This window comes from Pseudomonas guineae, assembly GCF_900113745.1.
In the GTDB taxonomy this organism is placed as follows: Bacteria; Pseudomonadota; Gammaproteobacteria; order Pseudomonadales; family Pseudomonadaceae; genus Aquipseudomonas; species Aquipseudomonas guineae.
Genome location: NZ_FOQL01000001.1, coordinates 1626930 through 1653156 on the forward strand (window position 1 = coordinate 1626930; position 26227 = coordinate 1653156).

Annotated in this window: 23 protein-coding genes; 19 read left to right on the forward strand and 4 right to left on the reverse strand. The window is 55.5% G+C overall.

What is annotated here, in order from left to right; translation table 11 throughout:
* Positions 1-77: 77 nt before the first annotated feature.
* The 5 genes from BMZ32_RS07350 (at position 78) to BMZ32_RS07370 (ending at position 6310) form a co-directional block, all read left to right on the forward strand.
* Positions 78-1646, forward strand: coding sequence for a BCCT family transporter (locus tag BMZ32_RS07350; protein ID WP_090240933.1), 1569 nt, complete (start codon positions 78-80; stop codon positions 1644-1646).
* 112 nt (positions 1647-1758) lie between these two features.
* On the forward strand, positions 1759-2916 hold the full coding sequence (locus BMZ32_RS07355) for an iron-containing alcohol dehydrogenase (protein WP_090240935.1): 1158 nt from the start codon (positions 1759-1761) through the stop codon (positions 2914-2916).
* 61 nt (positions 2917-2977) lie between these two features.
* Complete coding sequence (locus tag BMZ32_RS07360; RefSeq protein WP_090240937.1) at positions 2978-4474, forward strand: CoA-acylating methylmalonate-semialdehyde dehydrogenase; 1497 nt, start codon at positions 2978-2980, stop codon at positions 4472-4474.
* Positions 4475-4595: 121 nt separating this feature from the next.
* Positions 4596-5384, forward strand: a complete 789-nt coding sequence (locus tag BMZ32_RS07365) for an IclR family transcriptional regulator (protein ID WP_090240940.1) — start codon at positions 4596-4598, stop codon at positions 5382-5384.
* The gene (locus BMZ32_RS07370; protein ID WP_090240942.1) at positions 5381-6310 is read left to right on the forward strand and encodes a LysR substrate-binding domain-containing protein; all 930 of its coding nucleotides are present in this window, start codon (positions 5381-5383) and stop codon (positions 6308-6310) included. The genes BMZ32_RS07365 and BMZ32_RS07370 overlap by 4 nt, the downstream gene beginning before the upstream one ends.
* 1278 nt (positions 6311-7588) lie before the next feature.
* Here BMZ32_RS07370 and gyrB read toward each other — a convergent pair.
* The 4 genes from gyrB to dnaA form a co-directional block, all read right to left on the reverse strand.
* Positions 7589-10006: a DNA topoisomerase (ATP-hydrolyzing) subunit B gene (gene gyrB / locus BMZ32_RS07380; protein ID WP_090240945.1), complete on the reverse strand. Its 2418-nt coding sequence runs from the start codon at positions 10004-10006 to the stop codon at positions 7589-7591.
* A 4-nt stretch (positions 10007-10010) separates the two neighbouring features.
* The gene (recF, locus tag BMZ32_RS07385; protein ID WP_090240946.1) at positions 10011-11114 is read right to left on the reverse strand and encodes a DNA replication/repair protein RecF; all 1104 of its coding nucleotides are present in this window, start codon (positions 11112-11114) and stop codon (positions 10011-10013) included.
* A 203-nt stretch (positions 11115-11317) separates the two neighbouring features.
* Positions 11318-12421: a DNA polymerase III subunit beta gene (gene dnaN / locus BMZ32_RS07390; RefSeq protein WP_090240948.1), complete on the reverse strand. Its 1104-nt coding sequence runs from the start codon at positions 12419-12421 to the stop codon at positions 11318-11320.
* A gap of 32 nt (positions 12422-12453) precedes the next feature.
* Positions 12454-13929 (reverse strand): chromosomal replication initiator protein DnaA, encoded by a 1476-nt coding sequence (gene dnaA / locus BMZ32_RS07395; protein ID WP_090241592.1) that lies wholly within the window; start codon positions 13927-13929, stop codon positions 12454-12456.
* A 522-nt stretch (positions 13930-14451) separates the two neighbouring features.
* Between dnaA and rpmH the strand changes: the two genes are divergently transcribed.
* From rpmH to BMZ32_RS07465, 14 genes are all read left to right on the forward strand, one after another.
* A complete protein-coding gene (gene rpmH / locus BMZ32_RS07400; RefSeq protein ID WP_090240950.1) occupies positions 14452-14586 on the forward strand; it encodes a 50S ribosomal protein L34 in 135 nt (44 codons plus the stop codon).
* 14 nt (positions 14587-14600) lie between these two features.
* Positions 14601-15002, forward strand: a complete 402-nt coding sequence (gene rnpA / locus BMZ32_RS07405) for a ribonuclease P protein component (RefSeq protein WP_090240951.1) — start codon at positions 14601-14603, stop codon at positions 15000-15002.
* The gene (gene yidD / locus BMZ32_RS07410; RefSeq protein WP_090240953.1) at positions 14995-15240 is read left to right on the forward strand and encodes a membrane protein insertion efficiency factor YidD; all 246 of its coding nucleotides are present in this window, start codon (positions 14995-14997) and stop codon (positions 15238-15240) included. Before rnpA ends, yidD begins: the two co-directional genes overlap by 8 nt.
* Positions 15241-15242: 2 nt before the next feature.
* Positions 15243-16994 (forward strand): membrane protein insertase YidC, encoded by a 1752-nt coding sequence (yidC, locus tag BMZ32_RS07415; RefSeq protein ID WP_090240955.1) that lies wholly within the window; start codon positions 15243-15245, stop codon positions 16992-16994.
* A 75-nt stretch (positions 16995-17069) separates the two neighbouring features.
* A complete protein-coding gene (gene mnmE / locus BMZ32_RS07420) occupies positions 17070-18437 on the forward strand; it encodes a tRNA uridine-5-carboxymethylaminomethyl(34) synthesis GTPase MnmE (protein ID WP_090240957.1) in 1368 nt (455 codons plus the stop codon).
* A gap of 661 nt (positions 18438-19098) precedes the next feature.
* The gene (mnmG, locus tag BMZ32_RS07425) at positions 19099-20991 is read left to right on the forward strand and encodes a tRNA uridine-5-carboxymethylaminomethyl(34) synthesis enzyme MnmG (RefSeq protein WP_090240959.1); all 1893 of its coding nucleotides are present in this window, start codon (positions 19099-19101) and stop codon (positions 20989-20991) included.
* Entirely contained in the window at positions 20991-21638 is a 648-nt protein-coding gene (rsmG, locus tag BMZ32_RS07430) for a 16S rRNA (guanine(527)-N(7))-methyltransferase RsmG (protein ID WP_090240961.1), read from the forward strand. Before mnmG ends, rsmG begins: the two co-directional genes overlap by 1 nt.
* Positions 21639-21651: 13 nt before the next feature.
* The gene (locus BMZ32_RS07435) at positions 21652-22440 is read left to right on the forward strand and encodes a ParA family protein (protein ID WP_090240963.1); all 789 of its coding nucleotides are present in this window, start codon (positions 21652-21654) and stop codon (positions 22438-22440) included.
* Positions 22441-22450: 10 nt separating this feature from the next.
* Complete coding sequence (locus tag BMZ32_RS07440; protein WP_090240965.1) at positions 22451-23323, forward strand: ParB/RepB/Spo0J family partition protein; 873 nt, start codon at positions 22451-22453, stop codon at positions 23321-23323.
* A 157-nt stretch (positions 23324-23480) separates the two neighbouring features.
* On the forward strand, positions 23481-23888 hold the full coding sequence (locus BMZ32_RS07445; protein ID WP_090240967.1) for a F0F1 ATP synthase subunit I: 408 nt from the start codon (positions 23481-23483) through the stop codon (positions 23886-23888).
* A gap of 16 nt (positions 23889-23904) precedes the next feature.
* Entirely contained in the window at positions 23905-24774 is an 870-nt protein-coding gene (gene atpB, locus BMZ32_RS07450) for a F0F1 ATP synthase subunit A (protein ID WP_090240969.1), read from the forward strand.
* A gap of 115 nt (positions 24775-24889) precedes the next feature.
* Complete coding sequence (atpE, locus tag BMZ32_RS07455; protein ID WP_002555987.1) at positions 24890-25147, forward strand: F0F1 ATP synthase subunit C; 258 nt, start codon at positions 24890-24892, stop codon at positions 25145-25147.
* Positions 25148-25202: 55 nt separating this feature from the next.
* Entirely contained in the window at positions 25203-25673 is a 471-nt protein-coding gene (locus BMZ32_RS07460; RefSeq protein ID WP_090240971.1) for a F0F1 ATP synthase subunit B, read from the forward strand.
* Between the two features lie 14 nt (positions 25674-25687).
* A complete protein-coding gene (locus BMZ32_RS07465; RefSeq protein ID WP_090240972.1) occupies positions 25688-26224 on the forward strand; it encodes a F0F1 ATP synthase subunit delta in 537 nt (178 codons plus the stop codon).
* Positions 26225-26227 lie beyond the last annotated feature (3 nt).

Consider the following 26227-nt stretch of genomic DNA (forward strand, 5'->3'; position numbering starts at 1 on the left):
ATGCAGAGGGCCGGACAATGACAAGCCACGCAAATAAATTGCCCGCGTCCGGGCTCTTTACCGGGGCACACCCGGTCATGTCGATTGGTGCAGCTTTATTGGTGATTGCCTTCGTTCTATTTACCGTAATTGATCCGGAATATGCCGATGGCGTATACGGTGCAGCGAAAAGCTTTATTTCAACCAACTTGGCTTGGTATTACATCGGTTTGATGAGTTTGTATCTGTTTCTGGCTGTTTGGCTGAGTTGTAGCCGTTATGGAAATATTCGCCTAGGCAAGGACAGTGACCGGCCAGAGTTCAGTAATTTTTCTTGGTTCTCAATGCTGTTCGGTGCCGGTATCGGCATTGGTATTCTGTTTTGGAGCATTGCCGAACCTATCTACCACTTCCAAGGTACGCCGCTGATCAGTGAAGCGCAGAAGATGACTGCAGAGGCCGCACAAGTGGCCATGCGCATCTCGATCTTTCACTGGGGCCTGCATGGTTGGGGCTTATTCGCGGTATTCGGGCTGATCCTGGCCTACTTTGCATATCGCAAAGGCTTGCCGCTGTCGATTCGTTCCAGCCTCTATCCAATACTGGGCGAGCGCATCTACGGGCCATTAGGCCATGCCGCTGACCTGCTCGCCGTATTTGGCACGGTATTCGGTATCGCCACCTCGCTGGGCCTAGGCGCACAGCAGATGAACGCCGGGCTGAATTACCTGCTGGGCTTCGAGGTTTCAATCGGTCACCAGATCCTGCTGATCGCGGTTATTTCGGTGATCGCCACCGCGTCGGTACTCAGCGGCGTGAACAAGGGCATTCGCATGCTCAGCGAACTGAACATGCACCTGACCATCCTGATCCTGGCGCTGTTCGTGATCTTCGGCCCAACGGCCTACCTGCTCGGTGCCTTTGTCACCAACACCGGTGATTATCTGGCGCATGCGGTCCAGCTGGGCCTGTGGATCGATCCGGATCCGAAGGGTCAATGGCAGGGCTGGTGGACGATTTTCTACTGGGGCTGGTGGATCGCATGGGCACCCTTTGTCGGCATGTTTATCGCGCGTATTTCCAAAGGCCGTACCCTGCGTGAATTCGTCCTCGGTGTGCTGATCGCTCCGACTGTTCTGGCCACCTTCTGGATCACCATCTTCGGCAACAGTGCGATCTTTATTGAGCTGTTCGGCGGGGGCGGCGTGGTAGCGGCGGTTAATGACGACGTCACCATGGCACTGTTCAAGACCATTGAGCTGATGAATCTGGGTCAATGGCTGACCATCATCATGTCGTCGATCTGTACCCTGATGCTGGTGACCTACTTCGTCACTTCGGCCGACTCGGCAACGCTGGTGATCTGCACCCTGATCTGCATGGGCGACGAGCACCCACCTGCGCGCTACCGGATTTTCTGGGGCCTGGCGATTGGTGCGGTGGCGGCGGTGCTGCTACTCGCCGGTGGCCTGAAGGCCTTGCAAACGGCTTCAATTGTGGCGGCGCTACCGTTCTCCTTCGTCGCCATCCTGGCCACCTACGGCTTCTTCAAATCGCTGCGCCAAGATGTTGCACAGTGTGATGCGGCAGCCCGTCGTGAGCTTAGCGATAGCCAACAGGCTCCGGCGACCCACAAGCCGACCGTCACAGCTACGGCCATGCTCTGAGTGAACACACCCTGCGGGCTTGGGTCTGCAGGTTTTCAAACGATGAATACGGCAGGGGACGCGCATGCACTGCGCGCGCCATTGCCTGTTACCCGGAATTAGCGGAGTTGCCATGTCTACTCAAGTAATCCTTCCTCGCATCATGCAGATTGGCGAGAACGCCAGCCAGGACATCCCGGTCGTCATGACCAACCTGGGCTGCAAACGGCCACTGATCATCACCGATAAGATGATGGTAAAACTGGGTTACGCCGCGGCCATCCAGGCACGTCTGGCGGCTCACGACATCCAGGCGGAAGTGTTCGATGAGACGGTGCCGGAGCCAACTGTGGCGTCGATCCAAGCCGGTGTCGCGAAAGCGCGGGGTGGCGATTACGACTGCATTATCGCTCTCGGTGGCGGCAGCCCAATCGACAGCGCCAAGGCCATCGCCATCCTCGCCAAGCACGGCGGCGAGATGCGCGACTACAAGTTCCCACGCATCGTCGTTGAGTCCGGCTTACCGATCATTGCCGTGCCGACCACAGCCGGTACCGGTTCGGAAGTCACTCGGGTGACCATCATCGCCGACGAGAAAACCGACGAGAAAATGCTCTGCGTGGGCATCGGCTTTATGCCAGTGGCGGCGCTGATCGACTTTAGCCTAACCCTCAGCCTGCCGCCGCGGATCACCGCCGACACCGGCATCGATGCCCTGACCCACGCCATGGAGGCCTACGTCAGCAAAAAGGCCAGCCTCTACAGCGATTGCCAGGCACTGCAGGCCATGCGCCTGATCGCGCCAAACCTGCGCCGTGCTTACCATGATGGCGCAGACAAGACGGCCCGCGAAGCGATGATGCTCGGTTCAACCCTGGCTGGGGTGGCGTTTTCCAACGCCTCGGTGGCGCTGGTCCACGGCATGAGTCGGCCGATTGGTGCGCATTTCCATGTGCCCCATGGCCTGTCCAACGCCATGTTGCTGCCCAGCGTGACGGCGTTTTCTATTCCGGCTGCCGTCGAGCGCTACGCCGACTGCGCCCGCGCCATGGGCGTGGCCACTGCCGCCGACAGCAATGAAGTGGCTAATACCAAGCTGCTCGCCGAGCTGCGCGCACTCAACGATGAGTTACAGGTCCCCAGCCCTGCGCAGTTCGGTATCGACCGCGAGCAGTTCTTTACCCAGCTTGAAGTCATGGCAGAGCAGGCGCTGGCCTCAGGTTCGCCGAACAACAACCCACGCGTACCTAGCGCTGACGAGATCATCGAGATCTACAAACAGCTCTGGTAAGCCGTTTTTATTAGCCATTCCCGGCGCTCAACCGCCAGCCCCTTATTGAGGAACACCCGCGATGAACACAGTAGGACATTTGATCAACGGCCAAATCGTCAACGACGCCGCGCGCTTGCAGGACGTATACAACCCCTCCTCGGGCGAGGTCAGCAAGCAGGTTGCGCTGGCGTCCAAAGCCACAGTCGAGCAAGCCATCACGGCGGCTGAAGCGGCCTTTCCTGAATGGCGCAACACCCCGCCAATGAAGCGCGCGCGGGTGATGTTCCGCTTCAAGGAGTTGCTCGAGCAGAACGCTGACCGCATTGCGCAGATGATCGGTGAGGAACACGGCAAGATTTCCCACGACGCCCTCGGCGAGCTGCAGCGCGGCATCGAGAACGTCGAATACGCCTGCGGCGCGCCAGAACTGCTAAAGGGTGAGCACAGCAAGAACGTCGGTCCGAATATCGACTCCTGGAGCGAATTCCAACCGCTGGGCGTAGTTGCTGGTATCACGCCGTTCAACTTCCCGGCGATGGTGCCGCTATGGATGTTCCCCATGGCCATCGTCTGCGGCAATTGCTTTATCCTCAAGCCCTCCGAGCGTGACCCTAGCTCCACCCTGTTTATCGCCCAATTGCTGCAGGAAGCAGGCTTACCAGATGGCGTGATGAACGTGGTCAACGGCGATAAAGAGGCGGTAGATACGCTGCTCAGTGACGAACGCATCCAAGCCGTAAGCTTCGTCGGTTCGACGCCAATCGCCGAATACATCTACAAGACTGCCACCGCTAATGGTAAGCGCTGCCAGGCCCTGGGCGGCGCGAAGAACCACGCCATCGTCATGCCCGATGCCGACATGGACAACGCGGTCAATCAACTGCTTGGCGCTGCATTCGGTTCCTCCGGGGAGCGCTGCATGGCACTCTCGGTCGCCGTCGCAGTGGGCGATGCCGCCGCTGATGCGCTGATTGAGAAGATGCAGACGGCAATGCAGGCGCTGAAGGTCGGTGCCTATTCCGAGAAGAGCAACGACTTCGGCCCAGTGATCACCAAAGCGCATCAACAGAAGGTGGTGGGTTACATCAACAGCGCTGAAGAGCAGGGCGCGAAGATAGTCGTTGACGGTCGTAACCCGCAGGTGGCCGGGTACGAAAATGGCTTCTTTGTCGGCGGCACGCTGATCGATAACGTGCAGCCAGAAATGCTCAGCTACAAGGAAGAGATTTTTGGTCCAGTGCTGCAAGTGGTTCGGGTTAACAGCATGCAGGAAGCCATGAACCTGATTGATGCCCATGAGTATGGCAACGGCACCTGCATCTTCACCCGTGATGGCGAAGCGGCGCGCTACTTCTCCGACAACATCAAGGTCGGCATGGTCGGCATCAACGTACCGCTGCCAGTGCCGGTGGCGTACCACAGCTTCGGCGGTTGGAAGCGTTCGCTGTTCGGCGATTTGCATGCCTACGGCCCAGACGCCGTGCGCTTCTACACCCGTCGCAAAACCATCACCCAGCGCTGGCCGTCTGCCAGCATGCGTGAGGGTGTCTCCTTCTCCATGCCAACCATGAAGTAATTGAGCATGCCGTGCTGACGGATAAACCGCCGGTAAGCACACAGGCCACGCGCCCAATCGGGACGTGGCCTTTTTGCGTTTCAGTGCGTTCAGCCATGAAACGCCATATGGGAGAAGTCCGATGAGCGAAAAAGGCTCCTCAATTACCCGGGTACTCGAGATCATCGAGGCGGTGGCACGAGCACAGCGGCCCATGTCGCCAGCCGACCTGGCCGACCAGCTGAGCATTCCCAAACCAAGCATGCACCGCCTGCTGGCCCAGCTCGAAGGCGATGGTTACCTACAAAGTAATATGCGTGGGCTGCTGGTGCCCGGCGATCGCCTGCATGAGGTCGCCTTGGGCGTACTTTACAGTGGTCGTTTCAAAGCTCCGCGCCAGGCCATTCTGAAACGTCTGACTTCGACCATCGGGGAAACCTGTGGTATCGCCATTCCCAACGGCACCGAGATGATCTACTACGACCGCGTGCAAACCGAACGGCCATTGCAGGTCTACCTACCAGTGGGTAGTCATACGCCGACCTGGTGTACCTCCAGCGGTAAGCTCTACCTCAGCTCGCTGCCGCGAGAACGACGCCTGCGCATCATCAACAACCTGCCACTGAATCAATATGCGCGTAACACCCTGACCGACGCAGCTAAACTGGAGGCCGCGCTGCTGAAAATAAAAGAGGATGATATTGGCACCGACAATGAAGAATTCGTCGACGGTCTAGTAGCCTGTGCCGTACCGGTGAAGGATCGCCACGGCCGGCTCTTCGCCTGCCTTTTTGCTCATGCGCCGCTGATCCGCAAGAGCCTGGACGAGCTATTGAGCTATGCCCCGCTGTTGCGCGAGGCGGCCAATGAGCTGGGCCAGCTGATTGATCATACGGACGCTGAAACAAGCAAGGTATCGCCACTGCCATGAAGAAAAGACTCCCGCCGTTAAATTGGCTGCGTGCGTTTGAAGCTTCGGCCCGGCACCTGAACTTCACCCAGGCCGCGGCCGAGCTGAGCTTGACCCAAGCGGCGATCAGCCAACAGGTAAAAGGACTGGAGTCGCAGCTCGGAACTAACCTGTTCAAACGTCTGCCGCGCGGACTGGAGTTAACCGAGGCTGGCCAAGCCTACATGCCAGTCATCCATGATTCGATCGAACGCTTAGCCGCCGCCACCGACGAGTTGTTCGGCCAAGGCCGTAAGCGGCCGATTACCGTGCGCGTCAACTTAGTGTTTTTCACCACCTGGTTGGCGCCGAGACTTGGACGCTTTCGCGCTGCGCACCCAGAGGTCGGCCTGCACTTCACCAGTAATATCTGGCTGGATGAGCGCGGCAAAGAAGCCAATATGGAAATCCGCTACGGCAAGGGTAATTGGGCCGGGCTGCGATCGGTTCAACTGACCTACGATGAGTTATTCCCAGTCTGCAGCCCGCGCCTACTCTGCGGCCAGTTGCCACCCGCTAGCCCAGCGGAACTCTGTGCAGACAGCATGCTGCATGTCATCGGCTACGAGGAGGGTTGGGGCTACTGGCTGAATAAAACCGGCTTCCCGCTCGTTGATGCCTCACAGGGGATGCAGTTCGATACCTTGATAACCGCACTTGAAATGGCAGTTCGTGGCCATGGTATGGCGTTGGGGCGCTCCTCATTGGTGGCAGAAATGGTAGCTGATGGACGCTTGATCGCGCCGTTTACGCAACGTATTCCCGCCTCGGAAGCATTCCATTTAAGTTGCCCAAGCAACATGCAGTTGTCGCCACATGGCGAAACGTTTTGGGCGTGGTTAGTCGAAGAGTCCACTCACTCTAGCTGCAGCGTTTTACCGCCATCAGAACCAACGCGGCTCGTTTAATACCGAGCTTGTACATAACCGCATTTATACGAAGTACCCGCCACACCCTCATCGGCATGTCTCCTACCCGACCATGTTCGCAGCATGCAGATCGTCCTAAGGTAACAGTCGGCGTCTGCCACGCCACACCTGAGGTAACGTGGACGAGTAGCACAGAAACAAAAACGCACAAGTCTTGGCTACTGCGCATGGCTATTATTTCTAAAAGACTGATTTATATAGCTATTTCATAACTGGCACAGGCTTTGCTGTGTCTTAGGTACAACAACAATAAAATCAGCAGCACCGCGACTCGACACTGATATAACAAAAACAACACACAGGTCGGTAGCAAACAGATTTTTTTGGAGAATGCGGGCTTTTCCAGGACTCGTCCTAGCAACCAGATAGAACAATAAAACTACCTTGAGGTAGCTGAGCTGGTTGGATCACCGCGTGATGAGGGCAACGTTGGCGTCCAAAAAAATATGTTTTCTTTGGCCTACCCCGGTCAGAAAAAGCTCGCGACACCCACGGTCATCAACAATAACAACAGACCGCTCAACAATAAAAAATAAAGCTATTATTTGAGGGGAGCTACGGCTCCCCTCAGTGCTTTCTGATGCCGCACTCCCGCCCGTTTAGCCAACAAAAAACCCGCCGAAGCAGGTTCTTTCCTGACCATTCAACATCCTGTCGATGGGTCCTAGCGATGGCTAATCATCCTTGATGCCGAGCCCATCCGTTGCTCAGTGGATGGGCTCAGATTAGTGCCCGCGCGGCAATGCTGGAAGCGGCCAACAACGCCAGGCCCTGTATGAATCGCCTCGGATTTCTTAGACACTTTCCAGGTTCAGTAAGTTTAGCTTCTCAAACTCTACCGATAACCAAAGATCTACCTGAGACATTTGCCAAAAATGAGGCATCAGCAAGTGCTACATGATGCTCTTGGTTGTAGACATATTGAACGATCAACGCCCGAGCATTCGCAGCCAATGGGTTATCGATGCCTTGAGGACCAAGCGTATACCGGCTAACAAAACCAACAAAGCCTCAATGAATGCAGTATTCAGCAGGATGAAAACTGCTGGAATTGTTCATGAGTTCAAGACCAAGTATCGGCTGACTTAAGCCTTCTTGCCTGACTGAATAACAGTAATTAGCTTTTCCTGTACTCAACAAAAGCCCCTACTGACTAGCATCAGCAGGGGCTTTTATTTTCATGCTACAGACCAATTACTTTGGTCGTTCCTCTTAACTCTGGCCTAAAGGACTATTAATTTTTCCCACCTACAAAAATCAAAAGTCTAGGTTGGATACAGCCAGGGCGTTGGTTTCAATAAAGTCTCTACGTGGCTCTACCGCATCGCCCATCAGGGTGTTGAAAATTTGGTCGGCAGCGATTGCATCTTCGATACGCACCTGAAGCATGCGGCGTACGTCAGGGTCCATGGTGGTTTCCCAAAGTTGGTTCGGGTTCATTTCACCCAGACCTTTATAGCGCTGAATACTATGGCGCTTGGTGCTTTCAGCCATGAGCCATGCCAGTGCATCCTTGAAGGTCGTCACAGCCTTCTTGCGCTCGCCACGCTGCACATAGGCCCCATCTTCAAGCAGGCTGTTGAGCTGATCACCTAAGGTGGTCACGGTCTTGTAATCGTTGCTGGCAAAGAAGTCGCGGTTAAAGATGATGTAGCTGGAAACACCGTGCGACACCAATTCAACTTGTGGCAACCAAACATGGCGCTCTTGGTCTTCGTGCAGGCTGGTTTTGTAGACCAAACCCGACTTCTCCATGACTTTCAGGCGCGTATCAAGCAGGCCTAACCATTGCTGCATAGCCTCTTTGTCAGCCAGCTGTTCCGCTTCTACGCGCGGGATATAAACGAAGTGCTCGGTGAGCTCCAACGGGTAAAGGCGTGACAAACGATTGAGGGTCTTCATGACCAGACGGTAATCGTTGACCAAGGTTTCCAGAGCAGCGCCAGACAGGCCGGGGGCGCTTTCGTTCACGTGCAGGCTAGCGTCTTCAAGGGCCGACTGAGTCATGTATTCTTCCATGGCCTCGTCGTCTTTGATGTACTGCTCTTGCTTGCCCTTCTTCACCTTGTACAACGGTGGCTGAGCAATGTAGATGTAACCACGCTCGACCAACTCTGGAAGCTGACGGAAGAAGAAGGTCAGCAGCAGGGTACGGATGTGCGAACCGTCGACGTCGGCGTCAGTCATGATGATGATGTTGTGGTAGCGCAGCTTGTCGATGTTGTATTCATCGCGGCCGATACCGCAACCCAAGGCAGTAATCAGGGTGCCTACTTCCTGGGAGGAAATCATCTTGTCGAAGCGGGCTTTCTCAACGTTGAGAATCTTACCCTTAAGCGGCAGGATCGCCTGGGTCTTGCGGTTACGGCCCTGCTTGGCAGAACCGCCCGCGGAGTCCCCTTCCACGATATAGAGTTCGGAAAGCGCAGGGTCTTTCTCCTGGCAATCAGCCAGTTTGCCTGGCAGCCCAGCGATATCCAGTGCGCCTTTACGGCGGGTCATTTCACGGGCTTTACGCGCCGCTTCACGGGCACGCGCAGCGTCGATCATCTTGCCGACCACCAGCTTGGCTTCGTTGGGGTTTTCCAACAGGAAATCGGAGAAGTACTTACCCATTTCCTGCTCGACCGCAGTTTTCACTTCGCTGGAGACCAGTTTATCTTTGGTCTGCGAGCTGAACTTAGGGTCTGGGACTTTGACCGAAATAATTGCCGTCAGACCTTCACGGGCGTCATCACCGGTGGTGGCAATCTTGTGTTTCTTGGCCAAACCTTCCTGCTCGATATAAGCATTCAGGTTACGCGTGAGTGCCGAGCGGAAACCCGCCAGGTGGGTACCACCATCGCGCTGAGGGATGTTGTTGGTGAAGCACAGTAAGTTCTCGTTGAAGCTGTCGTTCCACTGCAGGGCGACTTCTACGCCAATCCCATCTTCACGCTGCATGTTGAAGTGGAATACTTGGTTGACCGCTGTTTTGTTGAGGTTGAGGTATTCAACGAAGGCACGCAGGCCACCTTCATATTTGAACAACTCTTCCTTACCACTGCGTTCATCCTTGAGGAAGATGCCGACACCGGAGTTGAGAAACGACAGTTCACGCAAGCGTTTTGCCAAGATATCCCAGTTGAAATGGATATTGGCGAAGGTGTCTTCGGATGGTTTGAAGTGAATCTGCGTGCCGGTGGTTTCGCTATCGCCTACGGGGGCAATTGGAGCCTGGGGTACGCCGTGAACGTAGGTTTGTTCCCAAATTTTGCCGGCGCGGCGAATGGTCATGACCAGCTCTCTGGACAGCGCATTCACTACTGAAACACCTACGCCGTGAAGGCCACCGGAAACCTTATAGCTGTTGTCGTCGAACTTACCACCCGCATGCAGGACAGTCATGATCACTTCGGCAGCAGAAACGCCTTCTTCCTTGTGAACATCTACCGGAATGCCACGACCGTTGTCGCGCACAGTAATCGACTCATCCGGGTGGATGGTGATGGTGATTTCACTGCAATGCCCAGCTAACGCCTCGTCGATCGAGTTATCGACCACCTCGAACACCATGTGATGCAGACCGCTGCCATCGTCGGTATCGCCGATGTACATACCAGGCCGCTTGCGTACGGCATCCAGGCCCTTGAGGACCTTAATGTTATTGGAGTCGTACGTTTGGTTTTCGCTCATGCCTTCACTCCCGGTGGTCGTGGGTCTGGGTAATGCCACCATGTTCCACGTGGAACATGGCAACTGGCGTATCCGTGCGCCAGCCTTCCCTCAACAGTTCATGGTCTACACAGGTGATAAACACCTGGCAGTGCAAGTCTTCTAACAATCGACACAATGCACGACGGTGCTGTTCATCCAGTTCTGACGGCAAGTCATCCACTAGATAGATGCATTGGCCGTGCTTGGCCTGATTGACTAAGTGGCCCTGAGCAATGCGCAGGGAACATACAACTAATTTTTGCTGACCGCGCGAGAGTATCTCGGCGGCATTGTGCGCACCCAGCCGTAGCCTTAAATCGGCGCGTTGGGGGCCAGCCTGGGTATGCCCCAATTGCTGATCGCGGAACAGAGTAGAGGCCAACACCGTGTTGAGTTCACGCTCTTTATCCCATCCGCGGTAGTAACTGAGGGTCAAACCTTCCAGCTCAACCAATTCATTAAGGGTGCGCTCGAAAACTGGTTTCAGGGCCTTAATATAGGCACGCCGATAGCCGTCAATTTCGTCGCTGGCAAGGCATAACTCTCGATCCCAGGCCGCCTGTGAAACGGCGTCAAGTGTACCATGCCGCAGCCATGAGTTCCGCTGACGCAGGGCCTTCTGCAGGCGCTGCCATGCTGGCAGAAAACGAGGTTCCACGTGGAACACACCCCAGTCGAGAAACTGTCTTCTGATCTTCGGCGCACCTTCGAGTAAACGAAAACTGTCCGGGTTGATCAGTTGCAAGGGCAACGTCTCGGCCAACTGTGCTGCGCTGCGTGCATTTTGCCCATCAATACGAATCTGAAACTCGCCCTGACGATCCCGCGAAATGCCCAGATTACTTAGCCGACCGTCAGACATCTGTACCTGGCCAAAGATGGTGCAGGCCAGCTGATCGTATTGAATAACCGGGAGCAAACGAGTGCTGCGAAATGAGCGGGCCAAACCCAGCAAGTGAATCGCTTCAAGCACGCTGGTTTTGCCGCTGCCATTGTCGCCGGACAGGATATTGATACGCGGGGAGGGAGAGAGAGTCACCGGATGCAAATTACGCACCGCGGTGACAGTAAAGCGAGTTAGGGACATTTAGATAACAGACCGTTGCAGAACGTAGCGAGCGAGGGTCAGGCAAAGCGGAGCCGGTTGAAGAAGTAGAGTAAACGAGCAGTACATAAGTATTACTCGCATTACTCACTGAACAGGAAGCGTGAACGAGTTAACGTAAAGGCTTGCGGAACGGATCTCAACGCAGCTTGGCTGAGCGTAATCGTTATTTAATGGACTGTGGGTTACAGACGCATTGGCATGACAACATAAGACGAATCGTCGTTATCCGCTTCCTGCACCAGAGCACTGCTATTGGCGTCGGAAAGAATCAAACGAACCTGATCGGTGGTCATGACGCTCAACACGTCGAGTAAGTAGCTGACGTTAAAGCCGATTTCCAACGCACTTCCGTTGTAGTCGACGGCGATCTCTTCTTCAGCTTCTTCCTGCTCAGGGTTATTAGCCTGAATTTTCAGCAGGCCGGATTCTAGCTGCAGACGAATACCACGGTACTTCTCGTTGGACAGAATCGCGGTACGGCTAAATGCCTCACGCAGGCCCTGACGATCAGCCACCACCAGTTTGTCACCACCACGTGGCAATACACGTTCGTAATCAGGGAACTTTCCGTCGACCAGTTTCGAAGTGAAGGTGAATTCACCCGTGGTCGCGCGGATATGGTGCTGACCCAGAACGATGCTCACGCTGCCATCCTGCTCGGTGAGCAGACGAGCCATCTCGAGAATACCTTTACGCGGCACAATGACCTGGTGGCGCTCAACCTGCTCGATGGCGGCGTCCATGGAACACATTGCCAGGCGGTGACCATCAGTGGCCACTGCACGGAGGATCCCGGTTTGCACTTCTAGCAGCATACCGTTGAGGTAATAACGCACGTCCTGCTGGGCCATGGCAAAGCTGGTGCGCTCGATCAAACGACGCAATTTACTTTGCACCAGGCTGAAGGTTAGCGAACCAGGGCCTTCTTCAACAGTGGGGAAATCATTGGCGGGCAGTGTCGACAGGCTGAAGCGGCTGCGACCCGCCTTGATCAGTAGCTTCTGCTCGTCGATTCGAATGTCGATCAGCGCGTCGCTCGGCAGGCTCTTACAAATATCCATCAGTTTGCGCGCCGGAACGGTGATCTCACCGGACTCAGCAGGCTCTTCTAGAGTGACACGCCCGACCAGTTCAACCTCAAGGTCAGTACCGGTCAATGACAGCTGCTGGCCTTCAACCACCAGCAGCACATTAGAGAGAACTGGCAAGGTCTGACGGCGTTCCACGACGCCGGCGACCAGTTGCAGAGGTTTCAACAGGGCTTCGCGTTGAATGGTGAAATGCATGGTCTAGTCCCTTGCCTAGTGGAGTTGCGTAGTTAGGTAGTCAGCGTACGCAGCAAATTCTTGTAGTCCTCGCGGATATCCGCGTCGGATTCCTTAAGTTCAGCAATCTTACGGCATGCATGCAATACCGTTGTGTGATCGCGGCCGCCGAAGGCATCACCAATTTCCGGCAGGCTATGGTTGGTCAGCTCTTTCGACAACGCCATCGCCACCTGACGTGGACGAGCAACCGAGCGCGAACGGCGCTTAGACAACAGATCAGAAATCTTGATTTTGTAGTACTCGGCGACCGTGCGCTGAATATTGTCAATGCTGACCAACTTGTCCTGCAGCGCGAGCAAGTCCTTGAGCGATTCACGGATCAGCTCGATGGTAATGTCACGCCCCATGAAGTGCGAGTGGGCAATTACTCGTTTCAGCGCACCTTCCAGTTCGCGCACGTTGGAGCGGATACGTTGCGCGATAAAGAAGGCAGCGTCATGCGGCAGGTCAACTTTGGCCTGATCAGCTTTCTTCATCAGAATGGCGACGCGAGTTTCCAACTCTGGCGGCTCGACGGCCACTGTAAGACCCCAACCGAAGCGCGACTTGAGACGCTCTTCCAACCCTTCGATTTCTTTCGGGTAGCGATCGCTGGTGAGAATCACCTGCTGACCCCCTTCAAGCAATGCGTTGAAGGTGTGAAAGAACTCTTCCTGGGAGCGCTCTTTCTTGGCGAAAAATTGAATGTCGTCAATCAATAAGGCGTCTACCGATCGGTAGAAGCGCTTGAACTCGTTGATCGCGTTCAACTGCAACGCTTTAACCATATCTGCCACGAAACGCTCGGAATGCAGGTACACCACCTTGGCATTCGGGTTCTTCGCCAGCAGGTGGTTACCCACCGCATGCATCAAGTGAGTTTTACCCAGGCCTACACCGCCATAAAGGAACAGCGGGTTGTAACCGTGCTTAGGGTTGTCGGCAACCTGCCAAGCCGCTGCGCGGGCCAGCTGGTTAGATTTACCTTCAACGAAGTTGTCGAAGGTAAAGGTGCGATTCAGGTAACTGGTGTGCTTAAGTCCGCCTTCAACCTGCACCGTACGCTCTGTACGCGCCGGAGCCTGCTGACTGGCAGCACCTGCCATTGGGTCAAAGCTGGCGCGCGAAGGCTCTGTTGCCACAGCAAGCATTGTCGAGGTGACCGTCGACTTGGGTGCAGGGGCAGGCGTGCTCGGCGCAACGGGCGGCGTGCTAATCACGGCTGCACGAGGTGCCGAACTACGTTTGCTGCCTATTAATAAGGAGAGCGCCGGCGCCAGACCGTTGGTCCGTTCAGCGAGTAACTCAAGCAAGCGGCTGAGGTACTTCTCGTTGACCCAATCGAGAACAAAACGATTAGGCGCATAGACGCGAAGCTCATCGCCTTCAGCTTCGACCTGCAGTGGACGGATCCAAGTGTTGAATTGCTGAGCAGGCAGCTCATCGCGCAGAAGCTCGACGCATTGCTGCCAAAGTTCCACAGACACGGACATCCCCTAAATCGAAAGGCGCGAGGCAAAAATACAGCCGCCATTGTATCTGCCGTAGCTTGAGTTATCCACACGTAACCTTGCTGATGCACAAGGAAAATCAACCTATTAACAGCGTTGGAGGCTAGTAAGCAGACCCACATGAAGGCAGTGGATAACCCTATACAAGCTCGTGGGATAACCTAGGGTGAAACCCGGTGGAAAACAACGCTGTGGGTAAAATGGCATTCGATCCCCAGCTTGTACGCCGCTTCCACACAGTTGCAACACGCCTTTTCGACAGACTTACCCTTGGCTGAACAGCCCGAATCCTTTGTCCTTCAGATACTTATGCACAGATAAGCGCCTTGCTAATAGTTACTAACATTACAAAAGATCTTTAAATACTCTCTTCTTTATATTTCTTTATGCAGGAAAGCGTGGTTTGAAATTGACCTAACCCTCGGGTTTCTCTAGAATCGCCGGTCTCTTAAAACGGGGGCCATTCCGGCCCGTAGTCGACGACCCAGGTACCGCATCATGAAACGTACTTTCCAACCCAGCACTATCAAACGCGCTCGCACCCATGGTTTCCGCGCTCGCATGGCCACCAAGAGCGGCCGTGCTGTTCTGCAGCGTCGCCGCGCTAAAGGCCGTAAGCGTCTCGCCGTTTAAATTTCGGTATTGTGGTGAGTCGAGACTTCAGTCGGGAAAAGCGTCTGCTAACCCCCCGACAATTCAAGGCAGTCTTCGACTCCCCTAACGGCAAAGCTCCGGGCAAAAATGTCCTGCTGCTAGCGCGCAACAATGAGCTTGATCATCCCCGCTTGGGGTTGGTGATCGGCAAGAAGAGCGTCAAGCTCTCGGTTGAACGCAATCGCCTGAAACGTCAAATCCGCGAATCGTTTCGTCTGAGCCAAGATAATTTGGTCGGGTGGGACATCGTTGTGGTGGCGCGCAAGGGCCTTGGCGATCTGGACAATGCAGAACTGGCACGTCAGTTTGGCAAACTTTGGAAACGCCTCGAACGCAGTAAGCCAAGCCCGGTTGCCGTTGCAACACCCGGGGGGAACGACAGTCCCCATGCGTAAACTGGTTTTGCTTCCTATCCAGTTTTACCGCTATGCCATCAGCCCCTTGATGGCCAGCCACTGTCGTTTCTACCCAAGCTGTTCTTGCTACGCGCTTGAAGCCATTGAACACCATGGCGTCTTGCGTGGTGGCTGGCTGACCCTGCGTCGGCTGGGCCGCTGTCACCCGTGGACTCCCGGTGGCTACGACCCGGTTCCCCCCGCGAAAACCTCCCGTTCCTCTTCGATGGTCGAATAATCATGGATATTCAACGCTCGATCCTGATCGTCGCCCTGGCAATCGTGTCCTATATGATGGTTCTTCAGTGGAACCAGGATTACGGTCAAACTGCCCTGCCGACTGAAATTGCCACGACCAGCAGCACAGTACCTGGCTTGCCAGATACCAGCGCTGCGAGCTCAAAATCAGCTGGTGGCGACGATATTCCGAGCGCAACGACTGCCGTTGAGCCCAGCACAATCAGTGCTGTCTCCAGCGCAGCCAATGATGAGCTGATTCGGGTGAAAACCGATGTACTGGATCTGGCTATTGATCCGCGCGGTGGTGATGTGGTGCAACTGCGTCTGCCGCAGTACCCACGCCGTCAAGATCGCCCGGATGTACCGTTCCAGTTGTTCGATAACGGTGGCGAGCGGACTTACCTGGCACAAAGCGGGTTGATCGGCAGCAATGCGCCGGACAAATCCAGCGGTCGTGCCCTGTGGAGCAGCGCGCAAAAAAACTATGAGCTGGCCGTTGGCCAGGATCAACTGCAGGTTGATCTCACGCTCAGCGAAAACGGCGTTAATTACATCAAGCGCTTCACGTTCAAGCGCGGCCTCAATGCTGAATGTTCGGCCAAAGAGCAGCTGCTGAAGAAACCGGGTTGTGTAGATCCATCCTCCTACCAGATAGACGTCAGCTACCTGATCGATAACCAGAGCGCTCAAGCTTGGGGCGGCAACATGTTTGCCCAGCTTAAGCGCGATGGCAGTGACGATCCGTCCTCCACCACGGCAACTGGCACAGCGACCTACCTCGGTGGTGCACTGTGGACAGCAGAAGAGCCGTACAAAAAAGTGTCGATGAAAGATATCGACAAGCAAGCCTTCAAAGAAACCGTCCAAGGAGGCTGGGTTGCCTGGCTACAGCATTACTTCGTCACTGCCTGGATTCCAAGTAAAGACAGCACTAACCAGGTACAGACCCGCAAAGACAGCCAAGGCAACTACATTGTCGGCTTTACCGGCCCGGCCATTCAGGTTGCTGCCGGCGCTCAGGGTGAAACCAGTGCAGTTCTGTATGCCGGCCCGAAGCTACAAGGCCACCTGAAGACCCTGTCTCCGGGTCTTGAGCTGACTGTCGACTACGGCATTTTGTGGTTCCTCGCGCAACCCATTTTCTGGCTACTGGAACATATCCACAGCCTATTGGGTAACTGGGGCTGGTCGATCATCGTTCTAACTATGATCATCAAGCTGATCTTCTTCCCACTCTCCGCTGCCAGCTACAAGTCCATGGCCCGCATGCGTGCTGTAGCCCCTAAGCTGGCGGCGCTGAAAGAGCAGTTCGGTGACGATCGGCAAAAAATGTCCCAGGGTATGATGGAGCTGTACAAAAAAGAGAAGATCAACCCGCTGGGTGGTTGCCTGCCGATTTTGGTACAGATGCCGGTATTCCTCGCGCTTTACTGGACCTTGTTGGAAAGCGTAGAAATGCGCCAAGCGCCTTGGTTGCTGTGGATAACTGACCTCGCGATCAAAGATCCGTTCTTTATCCTGCCGATTATCATGGGCGCCACCATGTTTATTCAGCAGCAGCTCAACCCGACTCCGCCTGACCCGATGCAAGCCAAGGTAATGAAGATGATGCCGATCATTTTCACCTTCTTCTTCCTCTGGTTCCCAGCTGGTCTGGTGCTGTACTGGGTGGTCAACAACGTCTTGTCCATCGCTCAGCAGTGGTACATTACGCGCAAGATTGAAGCCGCAGCCAAGGCCGCAGATGCCTAGGCCGTGAGCGCTTCTAAGCTGTAACAAACGCCCCTTTACAGGGGCGTTTTGCTATGTCGACTTCAGGAGAACCGCATGCCAACCGTGACTGAAACCATTGCCGCCGTCGCTACCGCCCAAGGCCGAGGTGGCGTGGGAATCGTGCGTGTTTCAGGCCCCTTGGCTGGGCAACTGGCGACAGCGATCTGCCAACGTCAGCTGAGCCCGCGTTACGCCCATTACGGGCCGTTCTTTGCTGATGCCGAACAGGTGATCGATGAAGGTCTGGCGTTGTATTTTCCTGGTCCCAACTCCTTTACCGGTGAAGACGTGCTCGAGTTACAGGGGCATGGTGGGCCGGTGGTTCTCGATTTACTGCTACGCCGCTGTGTACAACTCGGCGCGCGCTTAGCCCGGCCGGGTGAGTTCAGTGAACGTGCATTCCTCAATGACAAACTCGACCTGGCTCAAGCCGAAGCGATTGCCGACCTGATCGAAGCCAGCTCCGAACAGGCGGCGCGCAATGCCCTGCGTTCATTGCAAGGCGAGTTCTCGCGTCGCGTGCAGGGTCTAACTGAACGTCTGATCAGCCTGCGTATCTACGTAGAAGCAGCCATTGACTTCCCGGAAGAAGAAATCGACTTTCTCGCCGACGGCCACGTACTCAGCCTACTAGACGGCGTACGCAACGACCTCGCGGGAGTGCTGCGTGAGGCCGGACAAGGCGCGCTACTGCGCGATGGCATGACCGTGGTCATCGCCGGTCGGCCCAACGCCGGTAAATCCAGCCTGCTCAATGCCCTAGCCGGTCGTGAAGCGGCCATCGTCACCGAGATCGCTGGCACCACCCGCGATGTGCTGCGCGAACATATCCACATCGACGGTATGCCCTTGCACGTAGTGGACACCGCCGGTCTGCGCGATACTGACGACCAGGTAGAGCGAATTGGTGTGGAACGTGCGCTCAAGGCGATTGGTGAAGCCGATCGTATCCTCCTGGTGGTGGATGCCACGGCCCCCGAAGCAGATGATCCCTTTGCCTTATGGCCTGAGTTTCTCGACCTGCGCCCGGAGCCAAACAAGGTCACGCTGATCCGCAACAAAGCAGACCTGTCTGGCGAGTCGGTGATGCTTGAAGTCTGTAATGACGGCCACGTCACCATCAGCCTGTCGGCTAAATCGACCGAGGGCCTGGACCTGCTGCGTGAACACCTGAAAGCCTGCATGGGTTATGCACAGACCTCTGAGAGCAGCTTCAGCGCCCGTAGGCGTCACCTTGAGGCACTCCATCAAGCCGATACTCACCTTGAACATGGCCATGCTCAGCTGACCCTCGCCGGCGCTGGTGAGTTACTCGCTGAAGACCTGCGTATGGCACAACAAGCCTTAGGCGAAATTACCGGAGCCTTCAGCTCCGATGACTTGTTGGGGCGGATCTTTTCCAGCTTCTGTATTGGCAAGTAGCTATAGGCCACGTCGGTTAGCTACCTAGGCCCGCTCGCCTACAAACAACGCATCACACGCGTCGCCTTACTCATCATCGACACACTATTGCGGATGGTTTACACCGTTAGCTAACGGTGTGCCGTCTTCAATATTCGCTGTCTGCTACTCATCCATCCTGCGTATCGCCCCCTTCAAATCGTCGTTTATGCCATTCAGGTAGGCATTCGTGTGGGAGAAATATATGTCCCAATCAATTTATTTTAGTGGCTAAGCCCTGTGGAAAACCCAGGCTAAGCCCTGCTCATAACCCTGTGATAAAACGGAGGATAAAAGCCCCTGTGGATAACCATTACTTTCATCCACAGCTTACATACGGTAATTGAACAGGCTGATGGCAGGATCAACACAGGTTTTTGAAACTCTGTACACATTGATCCTATTGGCCTACAGCAATCTATCCACAGAAAATCTGTTACTCATTAATAAACATAAAAACAAAGCTTTATATAAATTCATTCTTTTTATCTTTATTAACCGTTTCGTTAAAACAGCTCTCCGGATAGCTGGCTATTTTTTGTGCAAAAGGCTTCTTTCACACCGGCTAACTCCCTATACTTGCCGCCTTTCCCGCTTTTCAATCCAAAAAGCCCCCCATTTCTCAACAGGCACGAGGTGCGTGGTGGATTTCCCTTCCCGTTTTCAAGTAATCGTCATCGGTGGCGGTCATGCCGGTACCGAAGCTGCACTGGCAGCTGCACGCATGGGGGTAAAAACCCTGCTGCTGACTCATAACGTGGAGACGCTCGGCCAGATGAGTTGCAATCCAGCCATTGGCGGGATCGGCAAAAGTCATCTGGTTAAGGAAATCGACGCACTGGGTGGCGTCATGGCTGAAGCCACAGACCGTGGCGGTATCCAGTTCCGCGTGCTGAACAGCCGCAAAGGACCTGCAGTGCGGGCCACCCGTGCCCAAGCAGATCGCGTGTTGTACAAAGCAGCTGTTCGCGAAACCCTAGAGAACCAAGCCAACCTGTGGATATTTCAGCAGGCAGCGGATGACCTGATTGTCGAAAACGACGAAGTCAAAGGCGTCGTTACCCAAATGGGCCTGCGGTTTCTTGCAGACTCAGTGGTTTTGACCACAGGTACCTTCCTTGGCGGACTTATCCACATTGGTCTGCAGAACTACTCAGGCGGTCGCGCCGGTGATCCACCTTCGATTGCCCTGGCACAGCGCTTACGTGAGCTGCCGCTGCGCGTCGGTCGCTTGAAGACCGGAACACCGCCGCGCATCGATGGCCGTTCGGTGGATTTTTCGCTGATGACCGAGCAGCCGGGTGATACCCCAAGGCCGCTAATGTCCTTTCTCGGTCGCGCCGAACAACAACCGCGTCAAGTCAGTTGCTGGATCACTCATACCAACGCCCGCACCCATGAAATTATTGCGGCCAATCTTGATCGTTCACCGATGTATTCCGGTGTTATCGAAGGCGTCGGCCCACGCTATTGCCCGTCGATCGAAGACAAGATCCACCGCTTTGCCGACAAGGACAGCCATCAGGTATTTATCGAGCCCGAAGGCTTGAATACCCACGAACTGTACCCAAACGGCATTTCCACCTCACTGCCCTTCGATGTGCAATTGCAGATCGTACGCAGCATCCGCGGTATGGAAAACGCGCATATCGTCCGTCCCGGCTACGCCATCGAGTACGATTACTTCGATCCACGTGATCTCAAGTACAGCCTGGAAACCAAGGTGATCGCCGGGCTGTTTTTCGCCGGACAGATCAACGGCACCACAGGTTACGAAGAAGCAGGCGCACAAGGTTTGCTCGCCGGTGCCAACGCCGCACTGCGCGCACAAGGCAAAGACAGCTGGTGCCCGCGCCGCGATGAGGCGTACATCGGGGTGCTGGTCGATGACCTGATTACCTTAGGTACCCAAGAGCCTTACCGCATGTTCACTTCGCGCGCCGAGTACCGGTTGATCCTGCGCGAAGACAATGCTGATCTACGCCTGACTGAGAAAGGTCGCGAGCTGGGTCTGGTCGATGATGTGCGTTGGGCCGCATTCGAAGCCAAGCGTGATGCCATCGTGCAAGAAGAGCAGCGCCTGAAAAACGCCTGGGTGCGTCCAGGCACAACCCAGGGCGATGCGATTGCCGCACACTTCGGTACACCGCTTACTCACGAATACAACCTGCTCAACCTGTTAGCACGGCCGGAAATTGATTACGCCGGGCTGGTCGCCATCACCGGTGGAGGTGCGCAGGACCCGCAAGTAGCTGAGCAGGTCGAGATCAAGACCAAATACGCCGGTTATATCGACCGCCAACAGGACGAGATTGCCCGCTTGCGCGCCAGTGAAGACACCAAGCTGCCAAAAGACATCGACTACGCCGGCATTTCCGGCTTGTCCAAAGAAATCCAGCACAAGCTCGGCAACACCCGTCCAGAAACCCTTGGGCAAGCTTCGCGCATTCCCGGGGTCACGCCTGCAGCAATTTCTTTGCTGCTGATTTACCTGAAAAAACGCACTGCCGGTCAGCAGTTGGAGCACAGCGCCTGATGTCGTTGGTCACCGCACGTCACGCCGAAGAACTGTGCGAAGGCGCCCGCGAACTGGGTGTCGAACTCAGCGTCGAACAGCACGAGCAGTTGCTTGCCTACCTGGCCTTGCTGATCAAGTGGAACAAGGCCTATAACCTGACCGCCGTACGCAATCCGGATGAAATGGTCTCGCGCCATCTGCTCGACAGCCTGTCCGTGATCGACCATGTGCGCGAGGCCGGGGATAACTGGCTGGACGTCGGCAGCGGCGGCGGCATGCCAGGTATTCCTCTGGCTATTTTGTTCCCCGAGCGACAGTTCACTTTGCTCGACTCAAACGGCAAGAAGACTCGTTTTCTGACCCAGGTAAAACTCGAGTTGAAACTGGCCAACCTGCAAGTTATCCACAGCCGAGTCGAAGACTATCGCCCCGACGTGCCGTTCAGCGGTATCTGTTCACGGGCGTTCAGTTCGCTAGAAGACTTCAGCAACTGGACCCGTCATCTGGGCGATAACCATAGCCAGTGGCTGGCGATGAAAGGCGTCCATCCGGATGATGAGTTGCAAGCCCTGCCTGCAGACTTCCGTCTGGCCGCCACCCATGTACTCAAGGTTCCCGGTTGCCAAGGTCAGCGCCATCTGCTGATACTGCGACGCTCGGTTTAGGGGGGACGGCAGCATGGCTAAGGTATTCGCAATCGCTAACCAGAAGGGCGGTGTGGGTAAAACCACCACCTGCATCAACCTGGCTGCTTCGCTGGTCGCAACCAAGCGTCGCGTATTGCTGATTGACCTCGATCCACAAGGCAACGCCACGATGGGCAGCGGTGTCGATAAGCATGCCCTAGAGCACTCGATTTACGACCTGTTGATTGGCGAGTGCAACTTGGTCGATGCCATGCAGTTCTCTGAGCACGGTGGTTATCAACTGCTGCCGGCCAACCGCGACCTGACAGCAGCCGAAGTTTCTCTTCTGGAAATGAAAATGAAGGAAAGCCGGCTGCGTAATGCGCTGGCACCGATCCGTGAGAATTACGATTACATCCTGATTGACTGCCCGCCGGCGCTGTCGATGCTGACCATCAACGCGTTGGTCGCCGCCGACGGCGTGATTATCCCCATGCAATGTGAGTATTACGCGCTGGAGGGCTTGAGTGACTTGGTCAATAGCATCCAACGCATCGCTGAGTTGTTAAATCCAAGCCTGAAAATTGAAGGCCTGTTGCGTACCATGTATGACCCACGCATCAGCCTGACCAATGATGTATCTGCGCAGCTCAAGCAGCACTTCCCCGATACGCTGTACCAAACCGTTATCCCGCGCAATGTGCGCCTGGCCGAGGCACCTAGCTTTGGTATGCCGGCGCTGGTGTATGACAAAAGTTCCCGCGGGGCCATTGCCTATTTGGCGCTGGCCGGCGAATTGGTCCGCCGCCAGCGTGCTAACGCTCGCAGCGCAACCGCATAAGGAAATACCCATGGCTGTGAAAAAACGAGGACTAGGACGCGGTCTGGACGCCCTGCTGGGCGGGTCTAGCGTCAGCGCTTTGAAAGAAGAGGCGGCGCAGGTCGACAGCCGTGAACTGCAATACGTGCCGCTGGACCTGATCCAGCGAGGCAAATACCAGCCGCGTCGTGACATGGATTCGACTGCCTTGGAAGAACTGGCGCAGTCGATCAAGTCGCATGGCGTAATGCAGCCGATCGTGGTGCGACCAATTGCTGATGGGCGCTTCGAGATCGTTGCCGGTGAACGACGTTGGCGGGCGAGTCAGCAAGCGGGTTTGGACAAAATTCCAGCCATGGTCCGTGAACTCCCGGACGAAGCCGCCATTGCCATGGCGCTGATCGAGAACATCCAGCGCGAAGACCTCAACCCCATCGAAGAGGCCATGGCCTTACAGCGCTTACAGCAGGAGTTCCAGCTGACTCAGCAGCAGGTCGCCGATGCGGTGGGCAAATCCCGGGTAACCATCAGCAACCTGCTGCGCCTGATTGCCCTGCCGGAAGAGATTAAAATCCTCCTGTCACATGGTGATCTGGAGATGGGCCATGCCCGCGCCTTGCTCGGTTTACCGGCGGAACAGCAGACCGAAGGTGCGCGACATGTTGTCGCACGCGGCCTTACTGTGCGCCAAACCGAAGCGTTGGTACGTCAGTGGCTGAACAGCAAAGATAAGCCCGTGACCGAGGTCAAAGCCGACCCGGACATTATCCGCCTAGAACAGCGTCTGGCCGAGCGCCTAGGCTCACCGGTGCAGATCAAGCATGGACAGAAAGGTAAAGGTCAGTTGGTGATCAGCTACAGCTCGCTGGATGAACTGCAGGGCGTACTCGCTCACATTCGCTGAAACAATTGCACGTGTAGCGAGTAGTCGGAAATCACTACCCAGCTGTTGAATGGGTGGGGCAGCGCCCCTATACTCTGCGCGCATTTCGTCGGCACAAAGTATGCCAAGTTATTGATTTAAGGTGCCGGCGCCCGAGTTCAGCTTTCAGGAAAATTAGATGGACGTTCGCACGCCAATTCGCCTGCCCTTCCATCGCTTAGCTGTTTTCCCGGTACTGTTTACGCAATTGTTGGTTCTGTTGTTTCTGGCCCTGGTGTTATGGCAGTGGCAAGGAGCAGTAGCAGGTTACTCCGGGTTGTGTGGTGGGCTGATTGCCTGGCTACCGAATGTGTATTTCGCCCACAAGGCGTTCCGTTTCAGTGGAGCGCGGGCGGCCCAAGCCATCGTCCGGTCTTTTTATGCCGGTGAGGCGGGCAAACTAGTTTTAACGGCAGTGCTGTTTGCACTGACCTTTGCGGGTGTGAAGCCTCTGGAACCGCTGGCCGTTTTTGGCGTGTTCTTCCTGACCCAGTTGGTCAATTGGTTTGCACCTTTGCTGATGAAAAAAAGACTTTCGAGACCTTAAGGCGTTTGAGGCACACATGGCAGAACAAACAGCTTCGGGCTATATCCAGCACCACCTGCAGAACCTGACTTACGGGCAGCTGCCTAATGGTGATTGGGGCTTTGCCCACACCGCACAAGAAGCCAAAGAGATGGGGTTTTGGGCGTTCCACGTCGATACGCTCGGTTGGTCCGTAGGTCTCGGCCTACTCTTCGTTCTGCTGTTCCGCATGGCAGCGAAGAAGGCGACTTCCGGACAACCTGGCGGCCTGCAGAACTTCGTTGAAGTGCTGGTCGACTTCGTTGATACCAGCGTCAAAGACAGCTTCCACGGCCGCAGCCCGGTGATTGCACCGCTTGCGCTGACCATCTTTGTCTGGGTGTTCTTGATGAATGCCATCGACCTGATTCCGGTCGACTGGATTCCGATGCTGGCCGTGTTGATCTCGGGTGACTCGCACATTCCGTTCCGTGCGGTATCGACGACCGATCCAAACGCGACCCTGGGCATGGCCCTGTCGGTATTCGCGCTGATCATTTTCTACAGCATCAAGGTCAAGGGTATTGGCGGCTTCATCGGGGAGCTGACTCTGCATCCGTTCGGCAGCAAGAACTTGTTCGTTCAAGCGCTGCTGATCCCGGTGAACTTTCTGCTGGAGTTCGTCACCCTGATCGCCAAGCCGATTTCCTTGGCTCTGCGTCTGTTCGGCAACATGTATGCCGGTGAGTTGGTGTTTATTCTGATCGCTGTGATGTTCGGCAGCGGTCTGCTCTGGCTAAGTGCCTTGGGCATTGTCTTGCAGTGGGCGTGGGCAGTGTTCCACATCCTGATCATTACCCTGCAAGCGTTCATCTTCATGATGCTGACCATCGTCTACCTGTCGATGGCGCACGAAGACAACCACTAAGGGCGCTTAGGCGCTCATGGTGGACGCCCGCAAGGGCACGGAAGTACCGGTTTTGTTTTACCGCTTTACCCTTAGAAAACCTTAACCAATACGACATAAAAAGTCGGGAGGAAAGATGGAAACTGTAGTTGGTCTGACCGCTATCGCTGTAGCACTGCTCATTGGCCTGGGTGCCCTGGGTACCGCCATTGGTTTCGGCCTGCTGGGCGGCAAGTTCCTGGAAGGCGCAGCGCGTCAGCCAGAAATGGTTCCAATGCTGCAAGTGAAAATGTTCATCGTCGCCGGTCTGCTCGACGCCGTGACCATGATCGGTGTTGGTATCGCACTGTTCTTCACCTTCGCGAACCCCTTCGTTGGTCAACTCGCAGGCTAATTACTCGATTGCGAGTAATTAGTTGTGATGGACAACGAACGAGCGAGGTGTTGGCGTGAACATTAATGCAACCCTGATTGGTCAGTCCGTTGCCTTCTTCATCTTCGTGCTGTTCTGCATGAAGTACGTGTGGCCTCCGGTCATTACGGCTTTGCAAGAACGTCAGAAGAAGATCGCAGACGGCCTGGACGCCGCTAGCCGTGCGGCTCGTGACCTGGAGCTGGCCCAAGAGAAAGTGGGTCAGCAACTGCGCGAAGCCAAAGGTCAAGCAGCCGAGATCATTGAGCAAGCCAAGAAACGCGGTACTCAGATCGTCGACGAAGCCCGTGAACAGGCCCGTGTCGAAGCTGATCGCGTGAAGGCTCAGGCTCAGGCCGAGATCGAACAGGAAATCAACGGTGTCAAAGACGCGCTGCGTGCCCAACTGGGTAGCCTAGCCGTTAGTGGTGCTGAGAAGATCCTGGGCGCATCTATCGACCAAAACGCGCATGCGGAGCTGGTTTCCAAACTGGCAGCCGAAATTTAAGCGAGGGCGCGATCATGGCAGAACTGACCACGTTGGCCCGACCTTACGCCAAGGCTGCCTTTGAGTATGCTCAGGCCCACCAGCAACTGGCCTCTTGGTCAGCCATGCTCGGCCTGGCTGCAGCGGTGTCGCAAAACGACACCATGCAGCGTGTGCTCAAAGCACCGCGTTTGACGAGTACAGACAAGGCCACCACGTTTGTTGACGTGTGTGGTGACAAGTTCGATGCCAAGGCAAGTAATTTCATTCACATCGTTGCTGAAAACGACCGCTTGGCCCTGTTGCCAGAGATCGTTGAGCTGTTCGAGCTTTATAAAGCCGAGCAGGAAAAGTCGATCGACGTGGACGTTACCAGTGCCTTCGCATTGAGCGATGAACAGCAAGACAAACTCACCAAGGTTCTCAGTGCACGGCTCGGCCGAGAAGTGCGTCTGCACGCTGCGGAGGATGCCACCCTTATCGGGGGTGTTGTAATCCGCGCTGGCGACCTGGTTATCGATGGCTCAGTTCGCGGCAAAATCGCGAAGCTGGCCGAAGCATTGAAATCTTGAGTT

Excerpts from the sequence above, each read along its gene's own strand:
- mnmE (WP_090240957.1), top strand. The coding sequence starts at position 17,070 with ATGCCAACCGTGACTGAAACCATTGCCGCCGTCGCTACCGCCCAAGGC.
- atpE (WP_002555987.1), top strand. The coding sequence starts at position 24,890 with ATGGAAACTGTAGTTGGTCTGACCGCTATCGCTGTAGCACTGCTCATT.
- recF (WP_090240946.1), bottom strand. The coding sequence starts at position 11,114 with ATGTCCCTAACTCGCTTTACTGTCACCGCGGTGCGTAATTTGCATCCG.
- BMZ32_RS07370 (WP_090240942.1), top strand. The coding sequence starts at position 5,381 with ATGAAGAAAAGACTCCCGCCGTTAAATTGGCTGCGTGCGTTTGAAGCT.
- yidC (WP_090240955.1), top strand. The coding sequence starts at position 15,243 with ATGGATATTCAACGCTCGATCCTGATCGTCGCCCTGGCAATCGTGTCC.
- BMZ32_RS07440 (WP_090240965.1), top strand. The coding sequence starts at position 22,451 with ATGGCTGTGAAAAAACGAGGACTAGGACGCGGTCTGGACGCCCTGCTG.
- BMZ32_RS07355 (WP_090240935.1), top strand. The coding sequence starts at position 1,759 with ATGTCTACTCAAGTAATCCTTCCTCGCATCATGCAGATTGGCGAGAAC.
- rsmG (WP_090240961.1), top strand. The coding sequence starts at position 20,991 with ATGTCGTTGGTCACCGCACGTCACGCCGAAGAACTGTGCGAAGGCGCC.
- yidD (WP_090240953.1), top strand. The coding sequence starts at position 14,995 with ATGCGTAAACTGGTTTTGCTTCCTATCCAGTTTTACCGCTATGCCATC.
- BMZ32_RS07465 (WP_090240972.1), top strand. The coding sequence starts at position 25,688 with ATGGCAGAACTGACCACGTTGGCCCGACCTTACGCCAAGGCTGCCTTT.
- rpmH (WP_090240950.1), top strand. The coding sequence starts at position 14,452 with ATGAAACGTACTTTCCAACCCAGCACTATCAAACGCGCTCGCACCCAT.
- BMZ32_RS07445 (WP_090240967.1), top strand. The coding sequence starts at position 23,481 with ATGGACGTTCGCACGCCAATTCGCCTGCCCTTCCATCGCTTAGCTGTT.
- BMZ32_RS07435 (WP_090240963.1), top strand. The coding sequence starts at position 21,652 with ATGGCTAAGGTATTCGCAATCGCTAACCAGAAGGGCGGTGTGGGTAAA.
- BMZ32_RS07350 (WP_090240933.1), top strand. The coding sequence starts at position 78 with ATGTCGATTGGTGCAGCTTTATTGGTGATTGCCTTCGTTCTATTTACC.
- atpB (WP_090240969.1), top strand. The coding sequence starts at position 23,905 with ATGGCAGAACAAACAGCTTCGGGCTATATCCAGCACCACCTGCAGAAC.
- BMZ32_RS07360 (WP_090240937.1), top strand. The coding sequence starts at position 2,978 with ATGAACACAGTAGGACATTTGATCAACGGCCAAATCGTCAACGACGCC.
- BMZ32_RS07365 (WP_090240940.1), top strand. The coding sequence starts at position 4,596 with ATGAGCGAAAAAGGCTCCTCAATTACCCGGGTACTCGAGATCATCGAG.
- dnaN (WP_090240948.1), bottom strand. The coding sequence starts at position 12,421 with ATGCATTTCACCATTCAACGCGAAGCCCTGTTGAAACCTCTGCAACTG.
- gyrB (WP_090240945.1), bottom strand. The coding sequence starts at position 10,006 with ATGAGCGAAAACCAAACGTACGACTCCAATAACATTAAGGTCCTCAAG.